We start from the raw sequence: 22,957 nt of genomic DNA, 5'->3' as shown, positions 1-22,957 counted from the left end.
TTAATATAATTATGCTGCCAATTCCTCATTTATTTCTTCAAGAATATTTTCGGTTTCGTTACCGAATACCTTCCAGAATTTTCCGAGTCCGCCTTTGTCAACAAACGGCGAGAAGTCAAAGTCTTTTTTATCTATTCTAACGGAAGTAACAAGATGTTCTTTTATCATACGCAGCCATTCAACCTGCTCATTTGTAAACTGTACCGGACCGGCATTTTTCTTAAACATCCAATCGCGGTAGTTGCGGTTAATTATATCACCGTAAGGTATAAGCATATCATCAATCTTTAGTTCAAAACGGATCAAGGAAATGATATCGGTTAACATTCTCTGTGCGGTTGTTCCTTTTACTTTTGCCGGATAAACTCTTTCGTATGCATTCCAAATCTGTTCGGTTGACAAATGATAAGGTGCGTTGTTAAGAACATCTCTCAATTCTCTGATCATTTTGTAATTGAGTTCTTTTCTTCGCTCGGGCTGACTGTATAAAATCTTAAGAGCAATAATTTCATCTTTGTTCTCCTCAATAAACTTTCTGAAAGATCCGATGACTGCCTCAGCATTTTCTTTTGCCTGCGCATCGAAACCGGAGAAAGTGACTTTATCAATATTAACCGTATCTATTACTTGGTAAATCTTCTGCCGGACTGTTTCTACAAAGTCTCTAAGCTTTGGGTTATCAAATGGTTTAACGGAAGATTGAATGATTGGCTGAATGGCTGATTGAATTTGTTCTTCGGTTGGTTCTGCATCATCAGGTAAATTAAATTTCTCAACAGCAACATCGTATTGAAAATCGGGATCGTAAAGGTCGGCTAATTCATTTGCTACATCTTCGATTGATTTACCGCCGCTTAGTTCTTTGAACTTTTCATTGTCACTATCGGATATTTGTTTTGCTAATCTTGTTAATCTAGATGAAAGTGAAGTAACCGTTTCTTCATCCGGCTGCAGCATAACCATTTTCATTAAATCTTTGAGAGGGACAGTAGGTTTTTTATCAACAACAGGATAATCAACTTTAACAGATTTGAAAACACCGACTGCATCTATTATATAGAACCGTTCTTTATTTACCCTTGCACTGTTGGTAACTTTTCTTAGATCATCTCTTGAAAGAGATCGAACACCACGACCTATCATCTGCTGGAAATAATTTCTTGAACGGACATCGCGCATAAAAATGAGAACTTCAATCGGCTTAACATCCGTACCGGTTGCAATCATATCAACAGTAACGGCTATACGTGGATTATAAGCAGTTCTAAACTGTTGAAGTACGGATTCAGGATCTTCTCCTTGTACCCTGTATGTTATCTTTTTGCAGAAGTCATTTCCTTCGCCGAATTCTTCTCTAACAATATGAACAATATCTTCTGCGTGACTGTCGGTTTTAGCGAAGATAAGCGTCTTAGGTACTTCCTTGTCTTCATCGCGTTCCGGGAAGAATACATCTTTCTGAATTCGTTTGAACTCGCGGATAATATTTCTGATCTGACTTGGATTAACTATATCCCTATCTAACTGAGTGCCTTCATATTTTATTTCATCTTCAAGCTGCCGCCATTCTTTTTTGCGGGTTTGCTTATTGCGCAAATCAACATATTCTTTAGCCTTTATCTCAGCACCTTTCTGAGTAATTTCTGTCTCAATGGTATAGACATCATAACCAACGTTTACTTTATCTGATATGGAGTCCTTGAGTGTATATTCGCTTACAACATTTTCATTAAAGAAAGCGAATGTTCTTTTATCCGGTGTCGCTGTAAGCCCTATCATAAATGCATCGAAGTAGTCAAGAACCTGCTTCCACAAATTATAAATTGAGCGGTGGCATTCATCGATGACAATGAAGTCAAATGTCTCTATGGGAACTGTTTCGTTATAGACGACCTCATCAATTTTATTCTTTATCAGTTTGGATTCATAAGGCGAATCATCTTCTAAACTTTCATCGAGCTCTTTGCCTTTGAGAATTGAATACATTCTTTGAATTGTGCTTATACATACTTGCGCGGATGGATCAATAAAATTTGATTGCAGTCGCTGCACATTATAAAGTTCGGTAAATAATCTTTTATCGTCGTTTGGTTTATATGCCTGGAATTCTTGTTCTGCCTGTTTGCCTAGATTTCTTGTATCGACAAGGAATAAAATTCTCTTAGCCCTTGCAAATTTTAGTAATCTGTATACTGAAGTAATTGCCGTAAAAGTTTTACCTGCACCGGTTGCCATCTGCACTAACGCGCGTGGGTGATTTTCTGCAAATGAATTTTCTAAATTATTAATAGCCCTAATCTGGCATTGACGTAAACCATCATAATTTAATTGCGGAAATGTTTTTAATCTTGATCGCAGCGAAGTACCTTGAGTAAACATTTCATAGAGAGTTTCCGGTTTATGGAAGTGAAATATTTCTCTCTGCCTTGGTGATGGGTCACGAGCATCTGTAAAGTAAGTTTCCGTTCCGGTTGATTCATATTGAAAAGGAAGATCTTCTTTTTTGCCGATATACTTTAATGTATCGGTCGCATATCTTTCGGTTTGATCGTGGACTTGACTAAGTGTTTTACCTTCTGCTTTAGCTTCAATAACTCCAATTGGTTTTCGATCAACGAAGAGAAGATAATCCGCATTACCGGATTGAGTTGGATATTCGGTTACAGCAATTCCAAAGTTTGATGAAGGATTAAAATCTTTAAGCGATTGAACAGCCCAGCCAGCAGATTTAAGTTGGTTATCAATATTTTGACGTGCTCTTTGTTCCGGCGTCATTAATATCCGAGAATCAAAATTTAGATATTAAAGTAAGGAAAAAAAACTTAATAATCAGCATTATCCAGCAATAAAAAAATGAATCAGCCGCACCTTGGACAAAATTTAGACAAATAAATTTAAGATGCTACAATACTAGTTAAAAAATGAGTTGTGGTGCGAGTGAGGTATTCTAAGCCCTAGGTAAGATGGGAGATTAAAATTGATTCCCAGCTAGCAATGATTAATATCTAGATAGCAAGAAAATAAAAATAAGTACTAAACATAATCAAGTTTTTTATTGCTTAAGAAGTATCACTACTCTATATTTATCTCAATATTAAATTATTCTAGTCGTATTTATGACTGAACATTTTATAATCCTCCCTATCTGTTCGATTATCTCAACTATCTCAAAATTTGAACTCAAACCAATTACAATATATGTGCGTCCTCTAGAAAAATTATTCTCAATTTCGGCCAGAGTAATTCTTATTATGAATTTCTATTCATCACTCCAGAAAAATAATCTTGTCCCAAATGTGGTAAAGAGTATCGGTAGAATGTCAGAAAACAATTGCATTACTAAATAGAATTTTGGTTTTGATATTTGAGCATTCCGTATATCAATTGCATGGGTAAGTATCTTACGTAAAAAGAAGTATAGATTTGTTTCTACCGTTACTAAAATAAAGTCAATGGAGATGGATATGAAAAAATGTATAATCATTACCATGGTAATATTTACATCATATTTAAATGTCACATCACAAACCATTACCGGAAGACTGATAAATCAATATACTGCAGGTATACCAAATGCAGAATTGAAACTCTACATGTACCCAAATGAATATTCTACCAGTTCTTCCTTGGATGGTTCATTCACTTTTTCAGGATTAACTTCTGTTGACGAGGATGAACAATTACCAAAGGGTTACGGTGTATCAAACAATTTTCCCAACCCCTTCAATCCGGAAACCAGAATCATTGTAACTCTTCCCCAAACGAGTAAAGTAAAAGTTGACGTTTATAATATAATTGGACAAGTGGTTCTTGATAAACCTGCAGAAATCTTAAGTGCAGGGACAAATCAAATTGACTTGAAGCTTAATGGTCTGTCTAATGGAATTTACTTGGCAAGAATGACCATTGATGACAAGTATACAGTTATGCGAAAGCTTTCACTGGTATACGGAAGTCAACATTTATCAAAAGTAGGTCCGAGTTCCAGTTCTCTCATACCCAAAATTAATAAAAGTAGTCTTGTCAATATTGATAGTCTGGTTGTGACAGGTGCAAATGTAGTGAAAACAACTTTTGTAAATCTGCCTCCATATACTGGTAGCAATCTAAACCTTGGTACTTTAACGGTGAATATAGCGATGGAATTGACGGAAGAAACCTTTCTTGCGGACTCTTCTACGGCGAACAAATTGATTGAGCACGATAGTACAACCTTTACATTTAGTTCTGATGCAGATCAACTTGAAGATTTGGATGTTGGTAAAATACTTGTGCTTGGAGTTGACGATGGATATTTGAAAAAGGTAACAGCAATTGAATGGGTTGATGATAAAATTATTGTTTCAACAGAAAATGCTAAACTTGATGAAGTAATAGAAACTGGATCTATTAACTTTGAAGGTAGTTTTGATGTTTCAAATGCATTAATAACGATTGGATCAGGCGAAGCGATTACTTTGAATAAAGCAATGGGGGAAATTAAATGTTCTTTTAGTGGAGTGAGCTTTGGAGCAATCGGGGATGTTGAGGTTAACTCTGGAACAACTTTTCAGTCGCCAGATTTTATTTTTGATATTGAATTTGATAGAGGAGTAAAACGAGCGGAAGTAGGTATTTTAATAGAAGCAAATTCTTATGTTGAAATACTGACACATCAAGCAGTGAATATTGGTGGCAGTTATTCGCCACCTTGGGCTACATTAAAATTTTATCCTGGAATACCAACTGGAATTCCGTTTATCAATATCATACCGGTGGTTAAAATTACTTTATCTGCAAATATAGAAGTTGGCAGTATACAGTCAGAAAATAGGGTCGATGTAAACACATTTATTGAAACCGGTCTTATATATGAAAACTCAGCATTCCAAGGATATTCAAATGTAGAGGAGACTTTCGAAAAGTCAAGTAATCTAACGACATATGCTGAAATCAGAGGCAAATTAGCCATCCCTAGAGCAGGATTATATTTAAATGGAATTATTGGAGCATTTTTAGAACTAAGTGCTGGTGGTAGTTTTAAAGTTGCAGATGATAATTCTGGAAAGTATTTAGGAATATATGGTTCGGTTGGGATTGATGGAGGATTTGAAATTGATGTATTCGGATCGGGACTTACATATCGTGAAGACATTTTTGAGAAAGAATGGGAATTATCAAAAGTATATTTAAGCGATCCCAATCAGCCGCCGTCTTCTCCTTCAAATCCAACTCCGGCTGATGGAGCTATTAACCAATCTATTAATTCAAACTTATACTGGGATTGTTCGGATCCAGAAGGTGATCCATTAACGTATAGAATTTATTTTGGGACTACTCCAAATCCTCCACTTATAGAAAGCAATCACTTAACTAAAAATTATAATCCTGGCATATTAAGTGAAAATACAATTTACTATTGGAAAATAATATCTGAAGACAATCATGGAAATGCAACTCCGGGAGATGTATGGGATTTTACAACTGCAAGTGGAGATGGTATGGGCGAACCATGTCCCGGCATACCAACTGTAATTTATGCGGGCAAAACTTATAATACTGTGTTAATAGGAGAACAATGTTGGTTGAAAGAAAACCTTGATATTGGAACGGCAATATATAGTAATGGGGGTGGGCAGTTACAAACCGATAATGGGTTAATAGAAAAATACTGTTATGATAATGATGAAATTAATTGTGCAACATACGGAGGTCTTTATGAATGGAAGGAAGCGATGCAGTATACAGCACAAGAGCAAGCAAGAGGTATATGTCCTATTGGATGGCACATTCCAACCTTAACCGAATTTCTAACACTCAAAGATTATTTAAACAATCATGGTGAGGTCCTCGTCGACGAAAGTCAAAATCTGACTTATAATTTTTCTGGGATACAAAACGAAACTGGCTTCTCTGCCTTGTTAACTGGAATCAGGAGTCATATTGATGGAGTATTCATGTATTTCACAAACTCGACTAACTTCTGGAGTTCCACTTCTAATGGAAACGATAATGCAAGCGACCTTTACCTACTGTTCAATCAAGGTGACATTTTCTTGGATAACAATGATAAAAATACTGGGTTTAGTGTAAGGTGCGTCAAGGATTGAAATATATGCTAAAATACAGCATCATAATTCTCATCTTTTGTAGATTGTCTATTGTAAGCTGGGGCGAGGAAATAAATATTACAATAGAGAATACAAAGGAAAACACAGCAATCTTATTATTGCTACAAGGTGAAAAAGTTACTTTTGTTGATTCATTGTTTTCCGATAAAATTGGTAGATTTATTTATAATAGTAAAAATCTCTCCATGGGGTTTTATCAAATTAAGATCTATGGCAAGAGTCCTATAACCTTTCTTTATACTGGTAATGATGTTGTGCTGAAAGCGGATGCAGAGAGTATTGATGAAACTATCGAAGTTGTAAAATCAGAAAGCAATGAAATATATTATGACTTTGTTAACTTAAATAGAGATTACAAAATCAAGATAGAACTTCTGCGGCTTATCCTTGCCCGCTATCCTAAAAATGATGAATACTACCAAACTACATTAAACAAGGCAAGTCAAATTCAAAAAGAATACATAGCATTTATTGATAGTGTTGTAAGTATGGATTCCTCTTCTTTAATTTCAAGATATGTTCGATCTTCACAGCTTCCGATTGTAAATTTTACTTTACCGATTGAGGAACAGATCTCTTTTCTAAAATCACACACATTGGATAAAGTTGATTTTGGTGATGCCGAACTCATTTATTCTGATTGCTTTACGAATAAGTCCATCGAATATCTTATGTACTACCAAAATCCGCAATTACCAAAAGGGTTATTGGAGAAAGAATTTCAAAATGCGGTTGATACATTATTAACTAGAGCAAGCGTTAACATTCTAGTATATGAACATATAGCGGACTATTTAGTTGACGGTTTTAAGCAGTTCGGATTCGACAACGTTGTCGACTACATTGTGGAGAATTATGTTGTCAAAGATGATCTCTGCTTAGATGAGCTGACTGAAAACTCAATTGAGAATAGAATCAACCAAAGCAATCTGTTAAAGGTTGGAGCTACTGCACCGAATATTATTCTACAAGATACTTCCGGGAATATGATTGACCTCAGTAAGATTGAGAAGGAAAAGGTGCTGCTCCTTTTCTACGCAACCTGGTGCCCTCATTGCCAAGATATGCTGCCGGAGATACATAAAGTCTATAAACAAAGAAAGGACTTTGAAGTAGTTGCAATTTCCTTAGATGAGAACAGAGATGATTGGATAAATTATCTCAGAGATAATTCCTTTGAGTGGATTGATCTTTCCGATCTTAACGGCTGGGAAAGTAAAGCGGCACAAGATTATTTTATTTATGCTACACCGACTATGTTTTTATTGGATCAACAAAGAATTATACTCGGTAAACCAATTACACTTAAAGAGCTGTCAGACTTACTCTAAGTTTTGACAGCTCTATGAACATAAGATGATAAAGAGTAATTGATATAAAATTTTAGAATCTGCACTTATATTAGTAAATAAGATTCAGTCTTCGGATGAATTTGCCTTTCTCTTCAATATTAAGATGAATACCTTCTTTTAGAGGATCCTTCCAATCAGCAATTCTATTTGCCCATTTTACCCACTCATTAATTGACATGTTTTGGAATCTCGCATCTTTCCTATCAGCATATTTATTTTCAACCGCTTTGATAAAATTTCTAAGATTTTGACATTTATTCCATTCTAAAACCATATTCTGAAAATCATTAATTTTCTTCTCTTCATTGGTGATTCGATTTATCTTCCTTTGAAGAATTTCTATTTTTAGTTGCTTTATCTTTTCTCTATTTTCATGCTGGATTTGTCGCTGTCTTCTGATAAAAGCAAGTTTGGTTAGACTGGCAAAAAAATCATTGATCTGCTCTAGAAGTTGAATATTATTTTTATCCTTAAAATTCAGTTTCACTCCTGTACCTTCAGACCAAGACTTAATCTCTAAACTTAAAACTCCGGTTGGTATGTAATTTTTCTCATAGCCTCTCCAATCTGAGTTTGATTTTACCCTCTCCGTTTTTTGTTTTTCTCTGAGAAGGAAATCAACCTCACTTCCATTAATTATAAATCCGGTCTTATCATAACCCGGATCCTTGATAGTCCATCCTTGATCCTCAGCTTCTTTTAAAATTGTATCCATAATTCTGAGTGCACGATTTAAAGTGTTCTTCGTTACACGTATATCAATAATATCGTTATATTCTGTCGAGAATATACCTTGATAATTTGTACTCTTATCAGCCAATTTTGTTTGAGCATCTTTGACTAAAGGATGAGGATTATGAAGACTCTTCTTTACTCTTATTGAATTTAGTTTGTTAGATGCTATTTCTTTTTCAAGAGTATCCGGGATAGGTATGTGTTCCTCTTCACTTACAGTAATCTCATACTCAGTAATAGTATTTTCATCCGGCTTAGGTAGTTTTAACTTTTCAACACTTTTCCCAAACTCGATCTTAGCCCAATAACCGGGATAAGGTTTTGGAATATTCATCTTCTTGCAAATTTTACCTAATCCAACATCAGAGATACCATACTTCTTGGCAAGTTTAATCATTGGTTTGGACCATACTTGCTCATATAGCTTTTCTCGGTTAAGTTTAATCCGTTTCATTATTACCTCCTCATTAATAGTTACCACTTTTACAGAAGATAGTGATAAATGATTATTTAGTGGAGATAATATTTTTGATAGGTTATGACAAAAGAAAGACAAAAAGTTATTGAATTATTACAAAATGAAGGGAAATCAAAAGAAATGCTTTAAATTTTCGGAATCCCTCCCTCTCCGCTCTTAAAGGGAAGTCATATTTTGGCTTCCCTTTTTTTATATTTGGTTGGCAGTGTGTGTTTGTAATTAGGTTTTACCTACTTTACTGACTTTAATTACAGAAGAAAGAGAACTATCATTCATAATTCAAACATAAAAAAAGGTGAACTCCATGGATAAAGCTACATTAACAATGATAGAAAATCTGCATAAGAATACCGGCAAGACTTTAGAACAGTGGGTTGAAATTGTTAAGAAGGAAAACTTCGTCAAGCACGGCGATATGTTAAAGTTTCTGAAAGAAAAACACGGACTTACCCACGGGTTTGCAAATCTTGTTGCACACAAAACACGTGGATCAGATGCCGGTTCTGCCGAAAATACAAGCGACTTGATCACGAAGCAATACCAAGGCAAGGAACACCTCAAACCCATTTATGATAAATTGATTTCCGAAATTCAAAAATTCGGAAAAGACGTTGAAATAGCGCCAAAAAATGCTTACGTAAGTCTTAGAAGAAAAAAACAATTTGCAATATTAAATCCGGCAACTAAAACACGATTTGAAATTGGTATTAATCTAAAAGGAGAAGAAGCAAAAGGTAAGCTTGTCACCGAAAAGCCAAATTCAATGTGTTCACATAAGATAAATATTGCTGATATATCAGAGATTGATAAAGAAATTATTGCATGGATGAAAAAAGCTTATGATAATGCAGGCTAGACTATTGTTAGGCAAAATTTTTTTATAAAAATACTCTACCGAATTCGAGATAAAAAGAAAATATTAATTGCGGAGTGAGAGTATCGCCGTGCAGTAAGAGAGTCCGATCAATTGGTAAACAAAACTAAATCCCAAACCTACTCAACTGACTTTTCATGTCTGATTGAATTCTGCCAATTATAAAATGTAATTATACACGATCCGATCATTCACAAACTTCATCATCAATAGAAACAATTATGAATTATTTGCTTACAACTTTTACCATTGAGGCGAGTCTAACTTATTAATTATATCTTTCGTTAAATAAGGAGGAATGATGAAGCATCTGCTGCTTAGTTTTATTTTGCTATTGAACTTTAGTTTTTCTTTTACACAACCAAAAATGACAGATTATCCGGTAATTCAAGCGACTTCGGAAATGGTTGATTATAAGATTTCAGAAGATTTGGTAAAAGGCGCTTGGAGAATTTCACCACATGTAGAATTCGACACAATGTTTGTCACATGTTTTAACGATGTAGAAAAATTTGTTTTCTATACTGATTTGGACAGCATAAGTTTTGATGTTAGACCCGGTGACAATCATTCTTTCTATGTAATGCTCGACACTGCAAAAGCATTTACGATAATATGCGGTATTTTACCAAATTATGAAGAAGCCAAATATAGTGCCGATACGAGAAATGATGAAGTCAAATTCTTATATGAAGAAAATAATGACAATCAATACCTAACGAAATTGCGTAATCAATATCAACTTGATCAGGTTGTTCAAGAAGATGATAGCGATACGGAACGAGTTCTTAAAATTTTAAACTGGGTTCATAATAGATGGAAGCACGATGGTAATAACGAACCTTCAAAGAATGATGCAATTTCTATTTTGGAAGAAGCAAAAGAAGGCAAAAATTTTAGATGTGTTGAGTACGGTATTGTCGCATCGGCTTGTCTGAATGCAATCGGATTAAAAGCACGAGTATTATCATTAATGACAGAAGATGTAGAGACCAGACAATACGGCGCCGGTCATGTGGTTACGGAAGTTTTCTTAAACGATTTACAAAAATGGGTATTTATCGACGGTCAATGGAATGTGATGCCGGTTTTAAATGGCATACCCTTAAACGGAGTCGAATTTCAAAAGGCAATTGCAAATAATTATAATAAACTTGAGATTAAAAGTTTATCCGAAGTATCAAAAAGGAATTATGTTACTTGGGTTTACCCCTATTTATATTTTTTTAATGTTGGATTCGATAATAGAGAAGGAATCGGTTTTGAGCGATTACTAATCAATGATAAAAGTAGAATAATTTTAGTACCGGTCGGAGGTACAGAACCAAAAGTATTTCAAATTAAACACCCAATAGAATATGCATTATACACAAACTCACTATTGGATATTTATGATTCACCAAACTAAATCAGCTATTCTATAACATTTTATACCGCTAATTCATAAGAGAACAATTATGTGTTAGCGGTTTTTTTATCAACTACACTTCTAACATAAATTAACTATCCATAATTTGATTCTCATTTACCAAAATCATATGTTTCGTTATATAACGAAATGAGTTTCATCAATGTTAAGAGAAAAATCAAAAATATTTAAAGTTCTATCTGACCCCAATCGATTGAGAATTCTTAAGATGCTTCAGACAAAACATCTCTGTGTCTGCGAAATAAAAAGTGTGTTAAATTTAGCTACATCAACCGTATCCAAGCATTTAAGTATTCTTAGAGACAGTGGATTTATTATTGAACAAAAAGATGGTAAATGGGTAAACTTTCAAATTAATCCTACTCCATCGGATCAGCGTGTTTCTGCGATTTTATCTTCTTTGGACTTTTGGATCTCAGATAGCAAAACTATTATTAAAGATCTGGAAATGGTAAAAACAGTAGATAGATACGAAGTATGTGGAAATTAAAATTTTTTTGATTAATAATTCGTCATTTGGCGAAATATAGATGTAAGGTCTTTTTATTATGAACTGGAAAGAACAATACAAATCGTTTTTATGGATACTCGGATTTTTCTTATTTGCATACTTTATGCCGATAGAAGACGAATCATTTTCCGCTGCAATAATAGCTGCTTTTGATCTGGCTAAATGGTACGCTCAAGAGCACGTTTTACTCTGTTTGATCCCGGCGTTTTTCATTGCAGGTGTAATTGCAGTATTTGTTAGTCAAAATGCGGTGATAAAATTTCTCGGCGGGAAAACAAAGAAGTGGGTCGCTTATTTGGTTGCCTCTGTGTCGGGTACAATTTTGGCCGTGTGTTCTTGCACCGTACTTCCCCTCTTCTCCGGAATTCATAAAAGAGGAGCAGGCTTAGGACCGGCTATTGCATTTTTATATTCAGGACCGGCAATTAATATACTTGCGATAATTTTAACTGCCAGAATTCTCGGACTCGAACTTGGAATTGCGAGAGTTATTGGTGCAGTTACCTTTAGCATTGTGATAGGACTTATAATGAGTTTCATATATCGCAAAGAAGAAAAAGAACGAGCAGCAGCACAATTAGCTTTACCGGAACCGGAAGAGATCAGACCGATTTGGCAAACAGCATTTCATTTTTTTGTGCTTGTTGCAATTTTAGTTTTAGCTAACTGGGGGAAACCGGATACAACCGAGGGTTTCTGGTATTTCATGTTCGATTATAAATGGATCTTTGTTGGAATATTCGGAATTCTCTTCTCTCTTTCACTTGCATTCATTCTAAAACTCAACAAATTATATGTAGTTATTGGTTCTGTTGTCGTTTTGATAACAGCAATTATTTGGAGCAGTCAGCCTTTAATTCCATTCACAGTTGCTGTTGTGATCTTAACATTAATTCTTACATTCAGCAAAGGAGAACCAAACGAATGGCTGGGCGAAACTTGGGGATTTACAAAACAAATTATGCCGCTTCTTGGAGCTGGAGTTTTGGTTGCAGGATTCTTGCTCGGTTCGCCTGAAAACGGCAACGGAATTATTCCGAATGAATGGATCGCAAATTTAGTCGGCGGAAATTCATTATTCTCAAATTTCTTTGCATCAATAGTTGGGGCGTTTATGTATTTCGCCACATTAACGGAGATACCGATTTTGCAAGGATTGATTAACAGCGGAATGGGTAAAGGTCCGGCTCTTGCTCTACTATTAGCTGGACCGGCATTATCGTTACCGAATATGATTGTTATTAGAAGTGTTATAGGTACGCAAAAAACAGCGGTGTTTGTATCACTTGTGGTAGTTATGTCAACAATTGTTGGAATGATTTACGGGAGTTTATTTTAATACACTACACAGAGAACCACGGAGAAAGCACAGAGTACCACAGAGAAATTATCTGATAAAATTTTTGATGGAGAAATAAAATGTTAGAAATCAAAGTAGTAGGAAGCGGTTGTGCTAATTGCCTAAAGTTAGAAACACTTTGCAAAGAAGTTGTATCTGAAAGTGGACTCGATGCAAACATTATAAAAGTAACAGATGTAAATGATTTTGCTGATTTAGGAATTTTTATTACTCCCGGATTAATTGTTAATGATAAAGTATTGAGTCAAGGTAAAATACCAACTAAATCAACTCTTGAGCATTGGTTGAAAGAAATAGTATGAAAAAAAATATAATGTGTCACTTTCGCATGTCTGGCAATGAAATTAAGAATAAATAAAAAATAAAGGAAACAGATGAGCAGCCTAACAAAAAGACTCTCGTTTTTAGATAGATATTTAACGTTGTGGATTTTCCTCGCAATGTTAATCGGTGTATTCTCGGGGCATTTATTCCCATCAGTCGCAACATTTTGGGATTCATTCAGTGTAGGTACTACAAACATTCCTATTGCAATCGGATTAATTTTAATGATGTACCCTCCCCTTGCAAAAGTTAAATATGAAGAACTGCCGGATGTTTTTAGAAACGTTAAAATTCTTGGATTATCCCTCGTCCAAAATTGGATTATCGGACCGGTGTTGATGTTCGTACTTGCTGTTTTATTTCTTCAAGATTACCCAGAATATATGGCTGGCTTAATTTTAATTGGTTTAGCTCGGTGCATTGCAATGGTTATTGTTTGGAATCAGCTTGCTAAGGGTGATACGGAGTATGCAGCCGGACTTGTAGCCTTCAACTCAATATTTCAAGTACTCTTCTTTTCTGTTTATGCTTATGTGTTTTTAACAATTCTACCGGAATGGCTTGGTCTTCAAACTTTTGCCGTTGATATAACTATCGGACAGATAGCCGAAAGTGTTTTCATTTATCTTGGCATTCCGTTCATAGCCGGTATGTTGACAAGATTTTTTGCATTAAAATATAAATCCAATGAATGGTATGAAAAGAAATTTATTCCTCGTATTAGTCCCATAACATTAATTGCATTACTTTTTACAATTCTTGTGATGTTTTCACTTAAGGGAGAATACATTGTAAAGATTCCACTAGATGTTGTAAGAATTGCAATTCCGTTGTTACTCTATTTTGTGATTATGTTTCTCGTATCATTTTATATGGGTAAGAAGGTGGGAGCGGATTATTCAAAAACTGCTACACTTTCATTCACTGCGGCAAGCAACAATTTTGAATTAGCAATTGCTGTTGCAATTGCAGTATTTGGGATAAACAGCGGCGAAGCATTTGCAGCAGTAATTGGTCCCTTGGTAGAAGTGCCGGTATTGATTGCTCTTGTGAACGTTGCACTTTGGTTTCAGAAAAAATATTTCAGTCAAGAAGTTGAGAAAGGTAATGTAGAAGCACCGAATGTTTGTCCGTAAATAGAAATGATATCTAAATAAAATTAAAAGGTATTTAAATGAATTGGTTAACAAGCTTAGAAGAGGCAAAAGAAGAATCACTAAAAACTCGTAAACCTATTCTGCTTCAATTTGAAATGGATAGTTGCGGTGGATGTAAAAAACTTTACGAAGAAACATATCCGAATGAGAAAGTGCAAGAAGAAATGAACGAATGGTTTGTGCTTCTAAAACTTGACCTGAAAAAAGATCGTGAAATAAGAAGAGAACTTTCCGGTTATTGGACTCCCTCATTTTACTTTTTAGATCACAACGGAAAATCGTATTATAATTTTAACGGTTTTCTACCGCCGAACGAATTCAGATTGATGTTGCGAATCGGTTTCTCGGAATCGATGATTCCCAAAGGAAAATATGATGAAGTTATTGAAGTTGCCGGTAAAGAAATTGATTCTTTTAAAGATTCAGCTTTAATGCCGAAAGTATTGGTTCAGAAAGGTATTGCTGAATACATAAGAACAAAGGATAACCCGGCATTTCGAAAAATCTTTAAAGAAATTCAAAATAAATATCCCAACTCGGTCGAAGCTAAAATGTATTTCTGGGATGAATAAAATTTAATAAAGGTAATAAAATGATATCGATAAAAATCCTTGGCACCGGATGCAAAAAATGTCAAACACTCGAAGCAAAAGTGAGAGAACTTGTCACACAAAACGGAATTGATGCAAATGTTAAAAAAGTAACCGACTTAAATGAGATGATTAGTTATGGGATAATGATGACACCCGGATTGGTTGTTAATGAAAAAGTTGTTAGTGCAGGAATAATACCTAAAGACGAACAAATCATTAAATGGATAAACGGAGAATAGGAAAATGAAGATTACCTTAACGTTATTAATTATGTTTTTGTTTTTGAATACCGGATGTAAAGCGCAGAGCGAAAAAGTTGTTGATGAAATTTTAAAGGAGAGCAAAGCAAAAGTAACTTTTGTTGAACTAGGTTCTGTAAATTGCATTCCTTGTAAACAAATGCAACCAGTTATGAAAGCGATCGAAGAAAAATACGGCGACCAAGTTAAGGTTGTTTTTCACGATGTATGGAAACCTGAAGAAAAACATTATGCACAGAAGTATGGGATCAAACTTATACCCACACAAGTATTCTTAGATGAGAACGGCAAAGAGTTTCATAGGCACGAAGGGTTTTATCCCGAAGCGGAAATTGATAAAGTGTTGCAGGGAAAAGGATTGGTAGAGAAAGGGGCGAGTGAAAAGGGACGAGGGGCGAGTAAAGAGTGAAAAATGAAAGGGACACATGATGAATTTCGAATTTAATAATTTATCTGAGGTTGCAAATGAAGGATGGATTAGAGAATCTTAAGTTCTATCAAATGGCTCTTGAGATTTATGAACTGTGTTGGAATGATACGGAAATTTTGAAAAAAGATTTTCGCGGTAAAGAAATTGCTAAACAAATTATTAGATCTTGCGGTTCTATCTCGGCAAATATTGAAGAAGGTTATGGCAGAGGTTTTGGGAAAGAATATCCTCACTTCTTGAGAATTTCAAGGGGTTCAGCTCGGGAAACTAAGGGATGGTATCAAAGATCAAAATTTTTATTGACCGAAGAAATAATTTCAAATAGGATTTCAATAATTGATGAAATAATCGCAATGACAACATCAACAATTACAACTTTGGAAAACAGGAAGAAAAGATAAAGGGACGAGTGAAGCGGACGAGTGATGACAACTCATAGAATAATTTCTATTCACAAGTTTTCCCCTCGTCGCTTGTCCCTCTTCACTTTCCACTTTTAGGAGATTTATGTTCGAAGGTTTATTTACTACTCTGTATGAAGCTATGAACGGTGCGGTTTGGATTGCGCTTCTCGCATCTTTCGTTTGGGGGATTTTATCAATACTCCTCTCCCCTTGTCATTTATCAAGCATACCGCTTGTAGTTGGGTTTATCAGCACACAAGGAAAAATTTCCGTCGGAAGAACATTTAATATTTCATTAATTTTTTCAATAGGCATATTAATTACGATTGCATTGATTGGTGTTATAACCGCATCACTCGGAAGATTAATGGGTGATGTTGGTGTTTACGGGAATTACTTTGTCGCTGCAATTTTCTTTTTGGTCGGACTTTATTTGCTCGATATAATTAAAATAGATTGGAACAGTGCTGGGTTGAAAAGAACCAAAGCAAAGGGTTTACTAGCAGCTTTAATATTAGGTTTACTTTTTGGGATTGCACTCGGTCCTTGTACATTTGCATACATGGCACCCGTTCTTGGTGTTGTGTTTCAAACTGCTCAAACCGATTACTTTTTAGCGGTAATGTTTTTGTTATCATTTGGAATCGGACATTGTGCTGTTATTGTGGGTGCCGGAACACTTGCCGGTAAAGTCCAGAAATATTTGAACTGGAGTGAAGAATCAAAAACAATTTTATGGATTAAGAGAGTTTGTGGTGTGCTTGTTATACTTGGCGGAGTTTATTTAGTATATACTACATTTTAATTAAAAGTTGGAAAGGATGTTATGCCGGTTATAAATAAAGTTGAAGCAAAGATTAAACAACTGAAAGATTCTTTCGAATTAATACCTAATGAACGGAAAGAACTATTAAATCAGTTCGCGCAATACATTTCAAGTAAATTAAGAGAAAAGAAGGAACTCAATCTTATTTTCATCTGCACACACAATTCTCGCAGAAGCCACATCAGTCAAATTTGGGCACAGACTGCCGCGGCATATTATAATATACCAAATGTAAAATGTTATTCGGGTGGAACGGAAGCAACAGCATTTAATTCGCGTGCAGTTCAAGCGATGCAGAAAGCCGGATTCAAAATTGAGAAACCAGATGATTCTGATAACCCGGTTTATCTGGTTTATTATTCTAATGACAAAAAACCTGTCGAATGTTTTTCAAAAGTTTATTCGGATGAATACAATCCTCAGAAAGATTTTGCAGCAATAATGACATGCTCGGATGCGGATGAAAATTGTCCGGTTGTTTTTGGTGCGGAAGCAAGATTTCCTATTCGTTACGATGATCCTAAAGAATACGACGGAACAGAACTTGAAGAAGAAAAATATTATGAGCGTGTTGAACAAATTGGTATTGAATTATTATATGCTTTCAGTAAAATAAATATTTAGATTAGCTCATTACTTTTTTCAGTAAAAGTGATTTGATGAAGAAAATCTTTGGTTTGTTCCGCTTAATTCGTTTCGAACTTCCCTTCTCCGCGGGTGTTTGTGTTGTGATGGGTCAATTGCTTGCTTTGAATGAATTTGCTACTCTTTATGGAATTCTTCTCGGTTTCTTCTCTGTATTTTTTATTTCGGCTTCAATACTCGTTTCAAATGATTACTTTGATGTTGAAACCGACAGAATTAATTCACCTGATCGACCAATTCCTTCGAACCTTGTAACTCAATCTGAAGCGTTATTGTTTTCGATCTTCCTAGTCTTACTTGGACTTACACTAAGTTATTTAATCAATCTTACCACCTTTATCTTTGCAATTATTTTAATAGCTATAGGATTACTTTACAATCGTAAGTTTAAGAAGTATGGAATATTCGGGAATTTGTTAGTGAGTTTTTCAGTTGGGATGACATTTATTTACGGCGGGCTTTCTGTCGGATTGCCTTATGAAATCGCCGTATTATTTTTTGGAGTTATAGCTGCGTTGATTGATTTAGGTGAAGAAATCGCAGCCGATGCAATGGATATAAAAGGTGACTTACTAATTGATTCAAATTCCATTGCCATTAAATACGGTAGAACGACAGCGTTAACGATAAGTTCGATGATTTTTTCATTTGTGATTATTCTTACAATTGTACCTTTCGTTTTAAATTGGTTTACATTAGAGTACATTATACCAATCGCGATAATGGATTTTGCGATTGGCTATTCTACTATAAGATTGTTGAAATCCAAAAATGAAGAAGGGAGAAAATATATTCGTTGGATTTATTTGGGTGCCACCGCGGGACTTATAGTTTTTATAATATTTAGAGTGATTGGTTTATAAATTCTGCAATAGTTTTTACAAGCTCAATTTTTAGAAGCCCAACCCCGATTGATCGGGGTTGGGCTTCTGCAGGTCACTTAACCATCAACATCTTCTTCACAGAGTTAAACTTTCTATCAATATTAATCCTATAAATATACATTCCGGTTGATAGATTGCTTCCATCAAATTGTACTTCATGATTACCGGGTTGAAGTTTTTGATTAACAAGAGTTCCAACTTCTCTTCCAAGGATATCGTATACAATTAACTTTGTGTGTAGGGGACGAATATATTCGTCCCCTACATTTGGGACTGTAAATTTTATTGTTGTACTTGGGTTGAAGGGGTTAGGATAATTCTGTTCCAACGCAAATTCATAAATCACTTCATCCTCAACAGAAGTTATAGTTGTCAAATCAACAGTTATTGTTTTTGAATATGCGTATGTGCCGTCATTATCGATTTGTTTGAGTCGGTAATCAAGGCGAGTAAGATTAAGATCAAGATTAAGAGGATCGGTAAATGAATATTGTTTTGGAGAATTGGTTGTGCCGTGTCCTTGTACGAATCGAACTTGTTCCCACTCCGTAAGCGACGAGGATCGGCGCTCTACATCAAAGCCGTAATTGTTTACTTCTGTTGCAGTTTCCCATTTAAGGAGAACGCCGTCTTCAGTTGCTGTTCCTTCAAAGTAGATGAGCTCAACAGGTAAAGCCGATTCAGCCGTTATACGAAAAGCAGCTTGTGGTGCACTTGGAGAATTAATCCAAAAACTCCCATCATTTGAGATTGATCCACCGGTATAGCCTTGATCGTTGAGTCTAATAGTAACTCCATCGGAGAAGACAATATGATAAGTACCCGGAGTTAGATTTAGACTAGAAAAATTAGTCGATTGAATTTCATCTGATGTTGTTACTGTCATGGTACCACTTGCCAAAGGAGATCCAGTGGGACGATTTGATCCATCGTCGCTATATACTTCTATGCTACAACTTCCGTCCAATGAATAATAGACAGCAGCTTCAATTGTAATATTAGTATAACCCGGATCTTCAACTGAAAAGTAGTAGGATATGTGAACAGAGCCAGAAGCATCTGCTCCTTCAGAGTCAACATCCCAGGAATTCTCCGGTCCAAAAGTGGAGTAAATAGTGGTTTGTGCTTGATTTGTAATAAGTAATAAAAATAACATTAAAATAGGAGTTAGTTTCTTGTACATATCTTCTCCGCAGTTATCTCTTATTAAATCAGACTTGACATCGTTTTTAAAAAAATAGCATAATTATGGCTTTTGGTCAACACTTAAAGGAAAATTTGATATGGATGTCTATTGCCCTTATTCCGAAAAATTGAACAGACACTAATTTGATAAGTCAAAGTCATCGCTTCGTGATAAGATTTTTATTCGATGCTGATGTTTATTATAGAGAGTACCCCGAGAGGTGTGGTCACAAATCTTAAATTTCATAAACCAAGTTTCTTTAAGAAACTTGGTTTAGTCATTTTTACGCCATTTGATCATCAATTACGACAAATTGAGAATTTACATAAAATGAATATCACTTTATAATCAACATCTTCTTAACAGAATTAAATTTATCACCAACAGATATTCTATAAATATACATTCCGCTTGAGAGATTATTGCTGCCAAAACTTACTTCGTGGTATCCAGCTCGCAATTCTTTGTTTATTAATCTTGCTATTTCTTCTCCCAAGATGTTGTAAACACGAAGATCAACTAAACCGTTTTCCGGTAAACCAAACTTAATGGTTGTTGTTGGATTAAACGGATTAGGATAATTTTGCTCAAGTGAATAAACATTTGGAATTTCTTCATTTTCAACAGTTGTAATTGTTGTGATATCTACGGTAATTGTTTTTGAATAAGCAAACGTGCCGTCATTGTCTATTTGTTTAAGTCTGTAGTCAACAGATTCAGCATTCGGTAATTCGGAATCCGTAAATTCGTAATGCTTTGGTGAGTTAGTTGTCCCGTAACCTTGCACAAAACCTACATCTTCCCACTCACTTTGTCCTTTATCCTTTATCCTTTGAACTTGAAACCCATAATTGTTTACCTCCGTCGCCGTTTCCCATTTCAGCACAACTCCATCTTCAGTATTGTACCCTTCAAAGTAAGTTAGCTCTACAGGAAGAGGGGCATTGCCGTCTCCAACAGTCACCGGTGAAAATGATGAATAGTAATTTGTTGTTTCTACATAAAAATCTGTGCCTAGATCATCGATATCAACTTCCGGTTCGGTAGGCAGTTCTACCCACTGTCCCCCGGTGTAATGAAAGATTTTTGGCGTACCGGTAAACTGTGATTTTTCATCGGCAGTATAATAGAGTCTTATTTTAGTGTTGCCGCTTAAGCTCATTACATCCCAATATTTACCGACTGATATGCTTCCATCCGGCGCGTCCGGCGGCGTTGTTGAAGCGTAGAATTCAAAATCAACTGTTATTGTTCCGGTCTCGGATTTAAAACCAATATCTCTGAAATCTGAAGTTGAAAAATCCGAGTTGCCGATATTATCCAAATTAACTTCACGCATAACTTTAAGAGTCGGATAATTATGCCCTATCCTTTCCCAAATTGAAGCATCCCAACCCCAATCTGTTATGCTGTTTGAAGCGGTTATGCCTCTCATATCATCAGTAGTTTTTTCTGTTCCAGAAGCCGAAGCGTTTTGTCCGCTTGTTTCAGTATTCCAATAATTCGATGAAGTGGTTCCACCTCCGCGCGAACCTACTAGTCCGCCTGTACTACTTGAACCCGCAACAGCCCCTGCCGAATAACATCGATCTATAGAACCTTCAAATAATCGTCCGATAAGACCACCAACATGAGCTGTTCCCGATACACTAGCGAGAGAATAGCACCTTGTGATTGAGCCGGTAATTGAACCATTCATACTATGACCCGTAATACCGCCTACATAATTTGCTCCATTTACACTTCCGGTTGAATTACATTGTTGAATAACCGCAAAATTTCGACCTGCAATTGCTCCAACAAAGTCTTTGCCGGTTATATTGACATCCACAAGATTTACATTCTTTACGGTTGCTCCATCAAGTAGTCCGAATAAACCCACATTATCACTGCCGGAACGGTCTATAAATAGATTAGAAATTTTGTAACCATTTCCATCATATTGCCCCGCAAATCTACTTGCATCTGCACCTATTGGCTCCCATCCCGCTCCACTATTAAATGGGGAGACATTCAAATCAATATCAGTTGTTTGTATATAATATTTAGTTAATGCATAACGAACCATATTTAAGTTCTCGGCTGAAGCAATTTGATATGGATCCTCAGATGTACCTGAACCACCTGAAAATACATCTGCTTGTAAAGGAGTCCCGGACGGATTTTGCCAAGCTAAAGCCGGATAAGCATTATTAAAATCACTATCCCAATACCACACAGTATTATCCCAGTCGCCAAAAAAATAAATTAACGGATCGGTCATTTCGGCAGTTGATCTTCCCTCAACACCGGTTGATGGACCGCTACCGACGCCGGATACGGTCGAATCTGTATTAAAGAACGAATTTGAAATTGTACCTGGATTCGCTGAATATCTATATCCAACAAACCCGCCTATATTGCTACTGCCGCTTACAGGACTTATGGAAAAACAGTTCTGAATTGTGGATGCTATCAGTGCTCCTGCAATGCCGCCACAATACTCAGAACCACTAACGACACCTGTTGAATAACTGTTCTTTATTTCTATATTGCTTCCCGATACAGTACCAATAAGCCCGCCCACATTAACACCTGTGCTTACAACCGAACCTGTTGAAAAACATCTTTCAATGATCGATGATCCATTACTTAATGATCCGATCAAACCGCCAACATCACTGCCGGTTGCATTTATGGAACCGGAGAAGTAGGAGTTTGCTAAAGAAATATTTGAATTAGAAATCGAACCAACTAATCCACCTACAAAGTTTCTACCATTTATTTCCGCATCCACAATGCCAAGGTTATTTATCTCAGCATTATTACCAGCTTGACCGAAAAATCCAATAAAATCAGTCGCTCCTCTATTGGTATATAGATTACTTATCTTGTATCCATTTCCATCGTATGTACCTGTAAAACCGGTAGAAGAATTACCTATTGGTGAGAATCCAGCACCGCCATTGTAAAAATCACCACCGGATTGGAAATCTGTGTCATTAAAAATTATATCCGCAGTTTGTTCATAATCTGCACTCCAATCCGCGGAAGGATTTTGAGAGAGGTAAAGCAGATTATCTTTTGTTGCAATTTCAAGTCTGCCGTCGCTGTCTGTATCAACCGGTGCAATACCTTGAGCAAGTAAAGTTGTACCGGCAAAAAGAAAACAAAATACTACTGAGTATATGCTTGAAACTTTTATCATGACTTATCCTTTTTAAGAAATTATAAATATTTGGAGAGTTTCCAATCATTGAAACTCTATCATTCTCGAATAAAAATTAATTTATTATAAATTAAAGATACTCGAGAAGCATCACTTTTTAATTTACTCCTTTCGAAATTAAATCAAGAATAATTAATAATAAGAGAATTCGTCTTTTTTTTCAATAGCATTTTTATGCGATAGGAAAGTTT

The 22,957-nt window shown here is 35.6% G+C and carries 19 protein-coding genes; 15 read left to right on the top strand and 4 right to left on the bottom strand.

What is annotated here, in order from left to right:
- Window positions 1–9: 9 nt before the first annotated feature.
- Entirely contained in the window at window positions 10–2,775 is a 2,766-nt protein-coding gene (locus QY331_06345; protein WKZ70868.1) for a type I restriction-modification enzyme R subunit C-terminal domain-containing protein, read from the bottom strand.
- 689 nt (window positions 2,776–3,464) lie between these two features.
- Here QY331_06345 and QY331_06340 point away from each other — a divergent pair.
- Both QY331_06340 and QY331_06335 read left to right on the top strand, forming a co-directional pair.
- Window positions 3,465–6,089 (top strand): FISUMP domain-containing protein, encoded by a 2,625-nt coding sequence (locus QY331_06340; protein ID WKZ70867.1) that lies wholly within the window; start codon window positions 3,465–3,467, stop codon window positions 6,087–6,089.
- A 5-nt stretch (window positions 6,090–6,094) separates the two neighbouring features.
- Complete coding sequence (locus QY331_06335) at window positions 6,095–7,441, top strand: thioredoxin-like domain-containing protein (GenBank protein WKZ70866.1); 1,347 nt, start codon at window positions 6,095–6,097, stop codon at window positions 7,439–7,441.
- Between the two features lie 70 nt (window positions 7,442–7,511).
- Here QY331_06335 and QY331_06330 read toward each other — a convergent pair whose 3' ends face one another.
- Window positions 7,512–8,651 (bottom strand): hypothetical protein, encoded by a 1,140-nt coding sequence (locus QY331_06330; protein WKZ70865.1) that lies wholly within the window; start codon window positions 8,649–8,651, stop codon window positions 7,512–7,514.
- A 328-nt stretch (window positions 8,652–8,979) separates the two neighbouring features.
- On the opposite strand from QY331_06330, the gene QY331_06325 reads away from it, so the two are divergent.
- From QY331_06325 to QY331_06265, 13 genes are all read left to right on the top strand, one after another.
- Window positions 8,980–9,531: a DUF4287 domain-containing protein gene (locus QY331_06325; GenBank protein ID WKZ70864.1), complete on the top strand. Its 552-nt coding sequence runs from the start codon at window positions 8,980–8,982 to the stop codon at window positions 9,529–9,531.
- A 319-nt stretch (window positions 9,532–9,850) separates the two neighbouring features.
- A complete protein-coding gene (locus QY331_06320; protein WKZ70863.1) occupies window positions 9,851–10,957 on the top strand; it encodes a transglutaminase-like domain-containing protein in 1,107 nt (368 codons plus the stop codon).
- Window positions 10,958–11,120: 163 nt separating this feature from the next.
- The gene (locus QY331_06315; GenBank protein ID WKZ70862.1) at window positions 11,121–11,468 is read left to right on the top strand and encodes a metalloregulator ArsR/SmtB family transcription factor; all 348 of its coding nucleotides are present in this window, start codon (window positions 11,121–11,123) and stop codon (window positions 11,466–11,468) included.
- A 58-nt stretch (window positions 11,469–11,526) separates the two neighbouring features.
- Complete coding sequence (locus QY331_06310; protein WKZ70861.1) at window positions 11,527–12,828, top strand: permease; 1,302 nt, start codon at window positions 11,527–11,529, stop codon at window positions 12,826–12,828.
- Window positions 12,829–12,908: 80 nt separating this feature from the next.
- Window positions 12,909–13,151, top strand: a complete 243-nt coding sequence (locus QY331_06305; protein ID WKZ70860.1) for a thioredoxin family protein — start codon at window positions 12,909–12,911, stop codon at window positions 13,149–13,151.
- A 72-nt stretch (window positions 13,152–13,223) separates the two neighbouring features.
- On the top strand, window positions 13,224–14,309 hold the full coding sequence (gene arsB / locus QY331_06300; GenBank protein WKZ70859.1) for an ACR3 family arsenite efflux transporter: 1,086 nt from the start codon (window positions 13,224–13,226) through the stop codon (window positions 14,307–14,309).
- Between the two features lie 38 nt (window positions 14,310–14,347).
- Window positions 14,348–14,902, top strand: a complete 555-nt coding sequence (locus QY331_06295; GenBank protein ID WKZ70858.1) for a thioredoxin family protein — start codon at window positions 14,348–14,350, stop codon at window positions 14,900–14,902.
- Between the two features lie 20 nt (window positions 14,903–14,922).
- Window positions 14,923–15,162 carry a thioredoxin family protein gene (locus QY331_06290; GenBank protein ID WKZ70857.1) on the top strand — a complete coding sequence of 80 codons (240 nt, stop codon included), beginning with the start codon at window positions 14,923–14,925 and terminating at the stop codon, window positions 15,160–15,162.
- Window positions 15,163–15,166: 4 nt separating this feature from the next.
- Complete coding sequence (locus QY331_06285) at window positions 15,167–15,592, top strand: thioredoxin family protein (GenBank protein WKZ70856.1); 426 nt, start codon at window positions 15,167–15,169, stop codon at window positions 15,590–15,592.
- Between the two features lie 56 nt (window positions 15,593–15,648).
- The gene (locus tag QY331_06280) at window positions 15,649–16,014 is read left to right on the top strand and encodes a four helix bundle protein (GenBank protein WKZ70855.1); all 366 of its coding nucleotides are present in this window, start codon (window positions 15,649–15,651) and stop codon (window positions 16,012–16,014) included.
- Window positions 16,015–16,120: 106 nt separating this feature from the next.
- A complete protein-coding gene (locus tag QY331_06275) occupies window positions 16,121–16,822 on the top strand; it encodes a cytochrome c biogenesis protein CcdA (GenBank protein ID WKZ70854.1) in 702 nt (233 codons plus the stop codon).
- A 21-nt stretch (window positions 16,823–16,843) separates the two neighbouring features.
- Window positions 16,844–17,467, top strand: a complete 624-nt coding sequence (locus QY331_06270; protein ID WKZ70853.1) for a hypothetical protein — start codon at window positions 16,844–16,846, stop codon at window positions 17,465–17,467.
- A 35-nt stretch (window positions 17,468–17,502) separates the two neighbouring features.
- Window positions 17,503–18,351 (top strand): UbiA family prenyltransferase, encoded by an 849-nt coding sequence (locus tag QY331_06265; protein WKZ70852.1) that lies wholly within the window; start codon window positions 17,503–17,505, stop codon window positions 18,349–18,351.
- Between the two features lie 73 nt (window positions 18,352–18,424).
- Here the strand turns inward: QY331_06265 and QY331_06260 are convergent, their stop codons facing one another.
- The gene (locus QY331_06260; protein WKZ70851.1) at window positions 18,425–19,555 is read right to left on the bottom strand and encodes a T9SS type A sorting domain-containing protein; all 1,131 of its coding nucleotides are present in this window, start codon (window positions 19,553–19,555) and stop codon (window positions 18,425–18,427) included.
- A 340-nt stretch (window positions 19,556–19,895) separates the two neighbouring features.
- On the bottom strand, window positions 19,896–22,745 hold the full coding sequence (locus tag QY331_06255; GenBank protein ID WKZ70850.1) for a T9SS type A sorting domain-containing protein: 2,850 nt from the start codon (window positions 22,743–22,745) through the stop codon (window positions 19,896–19,898).
- Window positions 22,746–22,957: the final 212 nt, after the last annotated feature.

The sequence above is a fragment of the Melioribacteraceae bacterium genome (assembly GCA_030584085.1).
Taxonomy (GTDB): domain Bacteria; phylum Bacteroidota; class Ignavibacteria; order Ignavibacteriales; family Melioribacteraceae; genus SURF-28.
Note: the sequence above shows the minus strand (reverse complement) of the source record. Positions and strands in the feature narration are given on the sequence as shown.